General features: G+C 57.1%; 8 protein-coding genes. 6 read left to right on the plus strand and 2 right to left on the minus strand.

From position 1 onward, the window contains the following. Positions 1-177 precede the first annotated feature (177 nt). Positions 178-2907, minus strand: coding sequence for a two-component sensor histidine kinase BarA (gene barA / locus FT726_RS16040; protein ID WP_346303066.1), 2730 nt, complete (start codon positions 2905-2907; stop codon positions 178-180). Between the two features lie 90 nt (positions 2908-2997). On the opposite strand from barA, the gene rlmD reads away from it, so the two are divergent. The 6 genes from rlmD to queE all read left to right on the plus strand — a co-directional run bounded on the left by rlmD (position 2998) and on the right by queE (position 11567). Then, a complete protein-coding gene (gene rlmD / locus FT726_RS16045; RefSeq protein ID WP_021507366.1) occupies positions 2998-4314 on the plus strand; it encodes a 23S rRNA (uracil(1939)-C(5))-methyltransferase RlmD in 1317 nt (438 codons plus the stop codon). A gap of 32 nt (positions 4315-4346) precedes the next feature. Continuing rightward, positions 4347-6581 carry a GTP diphosphokinase gene (gene relA, locus FT726_RS16050; protein ID WP_021507365.1) on the plus strand — a complete coding sequence of 745 codons (2235 nt, stop codon included), beginning with the start codon at positions 4347-4349 and terminating at the stop codon, positions 6579-6581. A 109-nt stretch (positions 6582-6690) separates the two neighbouring features. Next, entirely contained in the window at positions 6691-7473 is a 783-nt protein-coding gene (gene mazG, locus FT726_RS16055) for a nucleoside triphosphate pyrophosphohydrolase (protein ID WP_125310165.1), read from the plus strand. Positions 7474-7732: 259 nt separating this feature from the next. Then, positions 7733-9370 carry a glutamine hydrolyzing CTP synthase gene (gene pyrG / locus FT726_RS16060; protein ID WP_021507363.1) on the plus strand — a complete coding sequence of 546 codons (1638 nt, stop codon included), beginning with the start codon at positions 7733-7735 and terminating at the stop codon, positions 9368-9370. 77 nt (positions 9371-9447) lie between these two features. Further along, complete coding sequence (eno, locus tag FT726_RS16065) at positions 9448-10746, plus strand: phosphopyruvate hydratase (RefSeq protein WP_021507362.1); 1299 nt, start codon at positions 9448-9450, stop codon at positions 10744-10746. A gap of 149 nt (positions 10747-10895) precedes the next feature. Beyond that, positions 10896-11567, plus strand: a complete 672-nt coding sequence (queE, locus tag FT726_RS16070) for a 7-carboxy-7-deazaguanine synthase QueE (protein ID WP_021507361.1) — start codon at positions 10896-10898, stop codon at positions 11565-11567. A gap of 126 nt (positions 11568-11693) precedes the next feature. Here the strand turns inward: queE and queD are convergent, their stop codons facing one another. Then, positions 11694-12056: a 6-carboxytetrahydropterin synthase QueD gene (gene queD / locus FT726_RS16075; RefSeq protein ID WP_176428100.1), complete on the minus strand. Its 363-nt coding sequence runs from the start codon at positions 12054-12056 to the stop codon at positions 11694-11696. Positions 12057-12275 lie beyond the last annotated feature (219 nt).

Genomic DNA, 12275 nt, shown 5'->3' on the forward strand with positions numbered 1-12275 from the left:
GGCGGGAGAGGGGGCTGATTGTTCACGGATTTGGATTTCGCGCTGTTCCTCTTCATCGCACCGCACGGTTCCCTCTCCCGCCGGGAGAGGGTTAGGGTGAGGGCCCAGCGCACAGCGCACAACGCACAACGCACAACGCACAACGCACAACGCACAACCCACAACCCACAACCCTCACTACGCCACGCCCAGCACCTGACGCGCTTCGCGCGCTACATTCGCCATCTCGTCGCTCAGCTCCAGCAGCTCTGGTTCAAGCGCTGCGATGTCGCTCTCCTGGTGCAGACTCTTCTCCAGCTGCTGACACAGCTGTTTCAGCCGCGGCACGCCGCTGTAGCTGGCGCTGCCGTGCAGCTTGTGGATAATCTCGCGCAGCCCATCGACGTCATTCTGCGCCATACACTGCGCCACGCGCTGCTCCACTTCCGGCAGAAAATCCAGCAGCATCTGCAGCAGATCGCGCGCCAGCTCGGCTTTATTCGCCGCCTGACGCAATGCCAGCGCCCAGTCAAGTGAGGGTGCGATCGCCGGTTGTCGCACCGCGCTCGCCACGCTGCCCGGCGCATAGCGCTGCAGCAGCTGCTTCAGCTTGTCCTCATCAATCGGCTTGGCGAGATAGTCATTCATGCCGGCGGCGATCAACTGCTCACGTTCGCCATCCAGCGCATGCGCCGTGACCGCGACAATCGGCGTGCTGGCGTGCTGTGGCAGGCTGCGGATGATCTCGCTGGCGCGGATGCCGTCGATGTCCGGCATCTGAATATCCATCAGAATCACGTCCAGCCGCTGCTGCCGCGCCTGGTGAATCGCCTGACTGGCGTTGTCGCACAGAATGATGTTCTGGACCTGCTCCTCCAGCAATGCGCCGATCAGCTTCAGGTTGGCCGGATTATCATCCACCGCCATCACCGTCAGCGGCTGTCTTACGCCGCGCGGGGCGGCGTCGCTGTGACGCATGTTGAGATCGAGCAGCATCGGCAGCAATCGCGTCAGCGACACCGGTTTGGCAATGCAGCCGGCGATACCGCGCGCGCGCAAATCGTCAGCGAACAGCATCATTTCGCTTGGCAGCGCCAGCAGCACGGAGTCGGCGTGTGCGCGCAGGCGGGCAATCAGCGCATCGGACAGCGTAGCCGGATGCGGATCGCTGACCGGCAGCCCCATCAGCAGCAGCGGGAAATGGGCGTCGGGCAGATCGTCAAGGCTGGCAAAGTGCTGCACCTGCAGAGGCGTAATGCTCAGCATCTCCTGAACCGCTTTCGCCACCGCCGGATGGGGTTCGATATAAGCCAGCGGCGTGGCGTGCAGATCGTCCAGCATGCGTGGAATCGCCGGTGCGTTAGGATTGAGATCCAGATGTACTTGTACCCAGAAGGTGGAGCCCTGATTCTGCCGGCTGTGGAAGGCGATCTCACCGCCCATTTCGTGTACCAGTTTCTGCGTAATCACCAGGCCAAGACCGGTACCGCCGTGACGGCGCGAAATACTGGCGTCCGCCTGACGAAATGCCTGGAACAGCTGCGACTGCTGCTGCTCAGAGATACCGATGCCGGTATCGTGCACCTGAATCTCCAGTTCCGCCCGTGTGATGCTGAGATGACGCAGCTCGACGCGCAGATCAATGTGGCCGCGCTCGGTGAATTTGATGGCGTTGCCAATCAGGTTGATCAGAATTTGCTGCAGACGCAGCGGATCGCCAATCACATTATCCGGCACCTGTTTCCCGAGGCACACGGTGATCTCGAGGCCTTTCTCATGCGCGGACGGCGCCAGCAGCACCAGCGTTTCATCCAGCGTGGCGCGCAGCGGGAACGGGATCGACTCCAGCACCAGCTTACCGGCTTCCAGTTTGGAGAAATCGAGCACGTCGTTAATGATGTTGAGCAGGTTATTGGCCGAACGCTCAATGGTGCTCATGTAATCACGCTGGTTGGTGCTCAGCCCGGTTTTCAGCATCTGGCGGGTAAAGCCAATCACGCCATTGAGCGGCGTGCGCAGCTCGTGCGACATATTGGCGAGAAACTCCGACTTGATGCGTGCCGCTTCCTGGGCGCGCTTTTTCGCCAGATCCAGTTCGACGTTCTGAATCTCCAGCTGCTCGAGCGTTTCGCGCAGATCGTAGGTTGCCTGATCGATGTTCTGCTGCATCTCTTCATGGTAGGCAGTGAGCGACATCGCCATGGCGTTGATGCCGTTTTTCAGGATGCTCAGCTCGCCCAGCATGTAGCCATCCACGCGGCTGTCGAGCTGGCCACGCCGGATGCGGTCCACGGTGGTAACCATGTTGCGAATCGGGCCGGTGACGTCGCGCATCAGTCGATAGGCAAACAGCATGGCGATACACAGGCAAAACAGCAGCAGCAGAGTGGCGACAAACACCTCTTTGTACTGCTCCAGCCGCACCGACTGCAGATCCAGCTCAATCGCTACATAACCCAGCGGATTACCTGCCGGCTTGGCGTCTTCACCCGGCAGTTCGTCCACCGAATAGCGTTCAGAGATAATTGGCGTGCGCAGCACCATCAGGTTGCCGTGTCGCTCCACCGACACGCCATCCGCCAGCGTGGAAATATCGGCTTTTTGCAGCAGCGCGAGGTTCTGGTTGTTATTGGAGCTGACGTAAATGTGATTATTGTTGTCGAAAACCGTAATGGCACGGACAATATCGGAATGACGGCGATGCAGCAGGCTGACCAGCTCGCGAATCGCATCACGATTATGCCACGTCATGCCGTACTCGCTCGACACCGCCAGCGGTTCGATAATGTTAGCGCCGGCATCGCGCACCTGGTGCTGCAGTTCGTTGTAGCGGTGCACCACGAAGAAGGTACTGAGCAGCAGGCCAATCATCAGCGTCGGCGCCAGTATCAGAATCATCATTCGCGCCCGCAGGCTGTATTTGGTCATAATTGTGGCCTGGCGACTCCTGGCATTTTATCCCTGTGCAAAAACCGCGTACGGCTGCACACCTAATGAAAACTGAGAATTCACAATACTATGGCGCAATTTTACTCCGCAAAACAGCGCGTGACGACGAAGCAACGTCTCAGCGTCACCATTGACGAGCTCGATCCCTTTGGTCAGGGCGTGGCGCGCCATAACGGTAAAACGCTGTTTGTCAGCGGCGCGCTGCCCGGCGAACAGGCCGAGGTGATCCTGACCGAAGATAAGCGTCAGTTTGCGCGCGGCAAAGCCAAAAAGATTACACAACCGAGCCCGCAGCGCCAGCAACCGCGCTGCATCCATTTCGGCGTGTGCGGCGGCTGCCAGCAGCAGCACGTGTCCGTGGCGCTGCAGCAGGAGAGCAAAGCGCGGGCGCTGGGCCGCATGCTGAGTCAGGAAGCGGCGCTGCCGGTGCAGGTGGATGAGATCATCAGCGCTGCGCCCTGGGGCTATCGCCGGCGCGCGCGTCTCGGTTTGCAGTGGCTGCCGAAGCAGCAGCGCCTGCAGATGGGCTTCCGTCAGGCGGGCAGTAACGATCTGATTGATGTGACGCAATGCCCCGTTTTGGTGCCCGAGCTTGAGGCGCTGCTGCAGCCGCTGCACCACTGTCTCAGCAGCCTGCACGCAGTGAAACGGCTGGGGCATGTGGAACTGGTGCTGGCGGATAACGGTCCGCTAATGGTGCTGCGCCATCTTGATGCGCTCTCCGCTGCGGACCGGACAAAACTGGAACGTTTTTCGCATGAGCACCGGCTAATGATCTGGCTGGCGGACGGCAGTGACGCGCTGCAGGCGCTCGGCGCGGAGCAGCCTTACTACCGCTCGTTTGATTTGCAGCTAACCTTTAGCCCGCAGGATTTCATTCAGGTCAACGATGGCGTGAATCAGCAGATGGTGGCACAGGCGATTGCCTGGCTGGATCTGCAGCCGGACGATCGGGTGCTCGATCTGTTCTGTGGCATGGGCAACTTCACATTGCCGCTAGGAAAGTTCGTACAAAATGCGGTGGGTGTGGAGGGCGTTGCAGCATTAGTGCGCCAGGCAGAGTATAATGCTCAGCTTAACAATCTCAGAAATGTCTGCTTCTTCCAGCATAATTTAGAGGAAGATGTCTCGCGCCAGCCCTGGGCGGCGCAGGGATTTAATAAGGTGTTACTGGATCCGGCGCGTGCCGGGGCCGCGGGCGTGATGTCGCATATCGTTAAACTTGCGCCGCAACGCGTGGTCTATGTTTCCTGTAACCCGACAACACTTGCCCGCGACAGTCAGACATTACTGTCGGCGGGCTACCATCTGGAAAGGGTCGCGATGCTGGATATGTTCCCTCATACCAGCCATCTCGAATCCATGGTGCTGTTTAGCAAAACATAAGCGATGTTTAAGTCGCTGTGGCAGGAGAGGATATGGTTGCGGTTAGAAGTGCGCATTTAAATACGGCCGGGGAATTTGCCCTTGACCAGTGGATCGCCAGCTTGAGTATCAGTAATCCGCAATCCTGCGAACGACTGGCGGAAACATGGCGCTACTGTGAAGCCGAAACGCACGACCATCCTGATCAGGCTCTGCTGCTGTGGCGCGGTATTGAGATGGTGGAAATTCTCACCATGCTCAGTATGGACATCGACAGTCTGCGCGCCGCGCTGCTGTTCCCGCTGGCCAATGCGGGCGTGGTAAGCGAAGAGGATCTGGAGAAGGCCTTTGGCAAAAGCATCGTCTCGCTGGTGCACGGCGTGCGCGATATGGATGCCATCCGCCAGCTGAAAGCCATTCACAACGACTCAATGGCCTCGGAGCAGGTGGATAACGTGCGCCGCATGCTACTGGCGATGGTGGAAGATTTCCGCTGCGTGGTTATCAAGCTGGCAGAACGTATTGCCCACCTGCGCGAGATGAAAGATGCGCCGGAAGATGAGCGCGTGCTGGCGGCGAAAGAGAGCACCAACATTTATGCGCCGCTGGCCAACCGTCTCGGTATCGGCCAGCTCAAATGGGAGCTGGAAGATTACTGCTTCCGCTACCTGCATCCTGACGAATACAAACGCATCGCCAAACTGCTGCACGAACGCCGCATCGATCGTGAACAGTACATTGATAACTTCGTCGATAACCTGCGTAAAGAGATGCAAAAAGAGGGCGTGCGTGCGGAAGTTTACGGCCGTCCCAAGCATATCTACAGCATCTGGCGCAAAATGCAGAAGAAGTCGCTGGCGTTTGATGAGCTGTTCGACGTGCGCGCAGTGCGCATCGTCGCTGAACGTCTGCAGGACTGCTACGGCGCGCTCGGTACCGTCCACACGCTGTATCGTCATCTGCCTAGCGAGTTCGACGATTACGTCGCCAATCCCAAGCCAAACGGCTATCAGTCGATTCATACCGTGGTGCTGGGTCCGCAGGGCAAAACGGTCGAGATTCAGATCCGTACCCGCCAGATGCACGAGGACGCTGAACTGGGCGTCGCGGCACACTGGAAGTACAAAGAAGGGCCGACGGCCAGCAACGCGCGCGGTGCCGCAGGGCACGAAGAGCGCATCGCCTGGCTGCGTAAACTGATTACCTGGCAGGAAGAGATGGCGGATTCCGGCGAGATGCTGGAAGAGGTGCGCAGCCAGGTATTTGATGACCGCGTTTACGTGTTTACGCCGAAGGGCGACGTGGTCGATTTGCCGGCCGGTTCCACGCCGCTCGACTTTGCCTACCACATCCACAGTGATATTGGTCATCGCTGCATCGGCGCCAAAATTGGCGGCCGTATCGTGCCCTTTACCTATCAGCTGCAGATGGGCGATCAGATTGAGGTGATCACCCAGAAGCAGCCTAACCCGAGCCGCGACTGGCTGAACCCCAACCTCGGCTATATCACCACCAGCCGCGGGCGCTCGAAGATTCATGCCTGGTTCCGTAAACAGGATCGCGACAAAAATATCGCGGCCGGCCGGCAGATTCTGGATAGCGAGCTGGGCCAGCTGGATATCAGCATGCGCGAAGCCGAGAAGCTGCTGCTGCCGCGTTATAACGTCAGCTCGCAGGATGAGCTGCTGGCGATGATTGGCGGCGGGGATATCCGTCTTAACCAGATGGTTAACTTCCTGCAGGCGAAGCTCAACAAGCCGAGCGCTGAAGAGGAAGATCGCGAGGCGCTGCGTCAGCTGACGCAGAAATCGCATCAGCCGTCGTCGGCGCGTAAAGAGAGTGGCCGCGTGGTGGTGGAGGGCGTCGGCAATCTGCTGCACCACATTGCGCGCTGCTGCCAGCCGATTCCGGGCGATGATATTGTCGGGTTTATTACCCAGGGGCGCGGCATTTCGATTCACCGCGCCGACTGCGATCAGCTCAGCGAACTGATTTCGCATGCGCCGGAACGGATTGTCGATGCGGTGTGGGGCGAAAGTTACTCCAGCGGTTATTCGCTGGTGGTACGCGTGACGGCCAACGATCGCAGCGGGCTGCTGCGCGACATCACCACCATTCTGGCCAATGAAAAGGTCAACGTGCTGGGCGTGTCCAGCCGCAGCGACACCAAAAAGCAGCTCGCCACCATCGATATGGATATCGAGATTTATAACCAGCAGGTGCTGGGTCGCGTGCTGGCGCGCCTTAATCAGGTGCCGGATATTATCGATGCGCGCCGCTTACATTAAGCCCTGCTGAGACCGGTGCGCAGCAATGCGCACCCGGGCAAAACCGCGTAATTACCCTGCAGGGTCGCCATTAATGGCGGCTTTTTATCTTGTTGTTCCGGGGACTTTCATGACTGCTTTAAACCGCCTGCTCACCATCATGCAAACCCTGCGCGATCCGGTGCGCGGCTGCCCGTGGGATCGCCAGCAGACCTTTGCCTCTATTGCGCCGTACACGCTGGAAGAGACCTATGAAGTTATCGACGCCATCCAGCGCGAAGACTTTGACGATCTGCGCGGCGAACTGGGCGATCTGCTGTTTCAGGTGGTGTTTTACGCCCGCATGGCCGAGGAGCAGCAGCGTTTCAACTTCGATGACATCTGCAACGCCATCAGTGACAAACTGGAGCGTCGCCATCCGCACATCTTCGGCGAAGTCCAGGTCGATTCCACGGCCGAAGTGCTGAAAAACTGGGAGGCGATCAAGCAGCGTGAGCGTGCGGAGAAGTCTCAGCATTCGGTGCTGGACGATATCCCGAAAGCGCTGCCGGCGCTGATGCGCGCCTATAAAATCCAGAAGCGCTGTCACAGCGTAGGCTTCGACTGGGACAGCCTCGGGCCGGTGCTGGATAAAGTGCATGAAGAGATCGACGAAGTGATGCATGAAGCCCAGCAGGCGGTGGTGGACAGCGACAAGCTGGAAGAGGAGATTGGCGATCTGCTGTTCGCTACCGTCAATCTGTCACGCCATCTCGGCAGCAAAGCGGAAACCGCGTTGCAGAAGGCCAATGACAAGTTCGAGCGCCGCTTCCGTCAGGTAGAGAATATTATTCAGGCCCAGGGGCTGAGCATGGAACAGGCTACGCTGGCGCAGATGGAAGCCGCCTGGCAGCAGGTTAAAGCCGGCGAATAACCTTCTTCAGCCTCACCGCGCAGCGCAGGTGATTATTCCAGCGCTGCGCATAAAATCACCGCCTGAGCTTACTCGATTCAGCCAGTCGGCAACTTTGTGACGTACGTCAACATTTCACCCGGCACTCTCCGCTATGTTACAGGCTGTAATGCGAGGAGGATGGTGTGATTCATCAATTGTGGCTGCGGACGACTTCGGGTATACTGTTTTCCCGTCCTGGTTATTCCACCGTCTTTAAACCTAAACTCTCAGGTTCAGCATGACAACGAATTATATTTTTGTGACCGGCGGGGTCGTTTCCTCTCTGGGCAAAGGCATTGCCGCAGCCTCCCTCGCAGCCATCCTTGAAGCACGTGGTCTGAATGTGACCATCATGAAACTCGATCCGTACATCAACGTCGATCCGGGTACCATGAGCCCTACGCAGCACGGTGAAGTGTTCGTCACCGATGACGGGGCCGAGACCGATCTGGATTTAGGTCACTACGAGCGCTTCATCCGTACCAAAATGTCGCGCCGCAACAACTTTACTACCGGCCGTATCTACTCAGAAGTGCTGCGCAAAGAGCGTCGCGGCGACTATCTGGGCGCGACCATTCAGGTTATCCCACACATCACTAACGCCATCAAAGAGCGCATCATTGAAGGTGGCGAAGGTCATGACGTCGTGCTGGTGGAAATCGGCGGAACCGTGGGCGATATCGAATCCCTGCCGTTCCTGGAAGCGATTCGCCAGATGGCGGTCGATGTTGGCCGTGAACACACCATGTATATGCACCTGACGCTGGTGCCTTACATGGCGGCGGCGGGTGAAGTGAAAACCAAGCCAACCCAGCACTCGGTTAAAGAGCTGCTGTCGATTGGTATTCAGCCTGACGTGCTGATTTGCCGTTCAGACCGCGCGGTGCCCGCTAACGAGCGCGCGAAGATCGCCCTGTTCTGTAACGTGCCGGAAAAAGCGGTTATCTCGCTGAAAGACGTTGATTCGATCTACAAGATCCCGGGCCTGCTGAAATCGCAGGGTCTGGATGATTACATCTGCAAGCGTTTCAACCTGAGCGCGCCGGAAGCCAATCTGGCCGAGTGGGAGCAGGTGATTTACGAAGAAGCCAATCCGGGCGGCGAAGTCACCATCGGTATGGTCGGCAAATATGTCGAACTGCCGGATGCCTACAAATCCGTGATTGAAGCGCTGAAGCACGGCGGCCTGAAAAATCGCGTCACCGTGAACATCAAGCTGATCGATTCGCAGGACGTGGAAACGCGCGGCGTCGAAATTCTGAAAGATCTTGATGCTATCCTGATTCCTGGTGGCTTCGGTTACCGCGGTGTGGAAGGGAAATTGCTGACCGCGCAATACGCGCGTGAAAACAACATTCCGTACCTCGGCATTTGCCTTGGCATGCAGATTGCGCTGATGGAATTCGCGCGCAACGTGGCCGGGATGGAAGGCGCCAACTCCACTGAATTTGTGCCAGACTGTAAGTACCCGGTGGTTGCGTTAATCACCGAATGGCGCGATGAAAACGGTAACGTTGAACAGCGTACCGAGCAGAGCGATCTGGGCGGCACCATGCGTCTGGGAAGCCAGCAGTGCCAGCTGACGCCGGAAAGCAAAGTGCGCCAGCTGTACGGCTCTGACGTCATTACTGAGCGTCATCGCCACCGTTACGAAGTAAACAATCTGCTGCTGAAGCAGATTGAAGCGGCGGGTCTGCACATTGCAGGCCGTTCCGGCGACGATCAACTGGTGGAGATCATCGAGATCCCGAATCATCCATGGTTTGTAGCCTGCCAGTTCCACCCGGAATTCACGTCGACCCCGCGTGATGGTCATCCGCTGTTCGCTGGCTTTGTGAAAGCCGCGCAGGAGCACCAGAAGCGTTTAGCGAAGTAAGAGTTTAACGAACAGCGCGCGAACTTTTCGCGCGTTGTTTGTCTTAGGATTGACTAACTTGTACTGAGGAAAATCGAATGTCCAAAATCGTTAAAGTCATCGGTCGCGAAATCATCGACTCCCGTGGCAACCCGACTGTAGAAGCAGAAGTGCATCTGGAAGGCGGTTTCGTTGGTCTGGCTGCTGCGCCATCAGGTGCATCAACCGGTTCACGCGAAGCACTGGAGCTGCGTGACGGTGATAAGTCTCGTTTCCTGGGCAAAGGCGTAACCAAAGCGGTTGCTGCGGTTAACGGCCCAATCGCTGACGCGGTAAAAGGCAAAGATGCCAAAGACCAGGCGAACATCGATAAGATCATGATCGAGCTGGACGGTACTGACAACAAATCCAACTTCGGTGCAAACGCCATTCTGGCGGTTTCTCTGGCAGCAGCGAAAGCAGCAGCAGCCTCTAAAGGCCTGCCACTGTACGCACACATTGCAGAACTGAACGGCACCCCGGGCAAATACTCTATGCCACTGCCAATGATGAACATCATCAACGGTGGTGAGCACGCGGATAACAACGTTGATATCCAGGAGTTCATGATTCAGCCGGTTGGCGCGAAAACCGTGAAAGAAGCCATCCGTATGGGTTCTGAAGTGTTCCATCACCTGGCTAAAGTTCTGAAAGCCAAAGGCATGAACACCGCGGTAGGTGACGAAGGTGGCTACGCGCCAAACCTGGGTTCAAACGCCGAAGCGCTGGCCGTTATCGCCGAAGCTGTTAAAGCAGCAGGCTACGAGCTGGGCAAAGACATCACCCTGGCGATGGACTGCGCAGCATCTGAATTCTACAAAGACGGCAAATATGTGCTGGCTGGCGAAGGCAACAAAGCCTTCACTTCTGAAGAGTTCACCCACTTCCTGGAAGACCTGACCAAACAGTACCCAATCGTTTCTATCGAAGACGGTCTGGATGAGTCTGACTGGAACGGCTTCGCTTACCAGACCAAAGTACTGGGCGACAAAATTCAGCTGGTGGGCGACGACCTGTTCGTGACCAACACCAAAATTCTGAAAGAAGGCATCGAGAAAGGCATCGCTAACTCTATCCTGATCAAATTCAACCAGATTGGTTCTCTGACCGAAACCCTGGCTGCGATCAAGATGGCGAAAGACGCTGGCTACACCGCGGTCATCTCTCACCGCTCTGGCGAAACTGAAGACGCGACCATCGCTGACCTGGCGGTCGGTACTGCCGCTGGCCAGATCAAAACCGGTTCTATGAGCCGTTCTGACCGCGTTGCTAAGTACAACCAGCTGATTCGTATCGAAGAAGCGCTGGGTGACAAAGCGCCGTTCAACGGTCTGAAAGAAGTTAAAGGCCAGGCGTAATCGCCTGCGGATGTGGCTAAACGGCCACATCGCCTGACATCAAGCCCTGCCTCGTGCGGGGCTTTTGCTTTTTATGGCACGAAGCAGCTGTGAAGCGACGCACAAAATCTGCCATAATCTGCGCCTCGAATTTCTGACGTGAGTAAAAAATGTTCTACCCGATTAACGAAATGTTCCAGACGCTGCAGGGCGAAGGTTTTTACACCGGCGTGCCGGCCATCTTTATCCGCTTACAAGGATGTCCGGTGGGCTGTAGCTGGTGTGATACCAAACATACCTGGGAAACGCGGGCGGATCGGGAGACGTCGCTGGGGGACATTCTGGTCAAAACCGTGGAGAGCGATGCCTGGGGTAGCGCCGATGCGGCCACGCTGATTGAGAGCATTCAGCGTCAGGGCTGGACCGCCCGCCATGTGGTAATCACCGGCGGTGAGCCGGCAATTTTTGACTTACGTCCACTGACCGAAGCGCTGGAGGCGGCCGGTTTTCAGTGTCAGATTGAAACCAGCGGCACGCATGAAGTGCACTGTTCCGCTGCTACCTGGGTGACGGTGTCGCCGAAGGTGAACATGCGGGGTGGCTACGATGTGCTGCCGCAGGCGCTGCAGCGTGCCGATGAGATCAAACATCCGGTGGCGCGCGAGCGGGATGTGGAAGCGCTGGATGCGCTGCTGGCTGGCCTGCAGGATGAGAAAAAACGCATTGTGGCGCTGCAGCCCATCAGCCGTGGCGAGGCGGCGACCAGACTGTGTATTGAAACCTGCATTGCCCGCAACTGGCGGCTTTCGATGCAGACGCACAAATACCTGAACATCGCCTGATTCACCCGATGCGCACCCGGCAAAATCAACGCAATTGTGGCTGGTGCGCATCAATGCGCACCCTGTAAAACTCATTACACCGTAGGGTCGCCATTGATGGCGACCTTCTGACCTTTACCGCGGCTGTCAGCCGCGATAGACGCAACCTGCGGTGCAGGTCTCTTTGATCATCACTGCACTCAGCTCAGGCAGAATCGGCTTCATCTCATCCCAGATCCATTTCGCCAGCACTTCGCTGGTCGGGTTCTCCAGACCGGGAATATCGTTGAGATAATGGTGATCGAGGCGATCGTAGATCGGCCTGAACGCCGCCTTCAGTTCGGCAAAATCCATTACCCAACCGGTATGCGCATCCACTTCACCGGTAATTTCCAGTCGCACCAGAAATGAATGGCCGTGCAGACGACCGCATTTATGCCCTTCCGGCACGTGAGGTAAGCGGTGGGCCGCTTCAAACTGGAACTCTTTAAACAGCGTGGTAGACATAATGGCTCTCAGACGTAAAAACCGCTGAAGTCTACCTGAAAAGCAGATTTTTCGCACCCGCCAGCGCTGAAAAGGGCATTTCTGCCGATCTGCCGGTTACGCCGTTGATTAACTGATTGAATTACGACAACTTTATTTACCACTTTTACTGGTTAGGTTGACCCAAAAAACCACTTAGTCATTTTGGTTATTTATTATGTCGAAGCCTTATTTAATCGTTAA

This window comes from Pantoea sp. Morm (assembly GCF_016643525.1).
GTDB classification, from domain to species: Bacteria; Pseudomonadota; Gammaproteobacteria; order Enterobacterales; family Enterobacteriaceae; genus Pantoea; species Pantoea dispersa.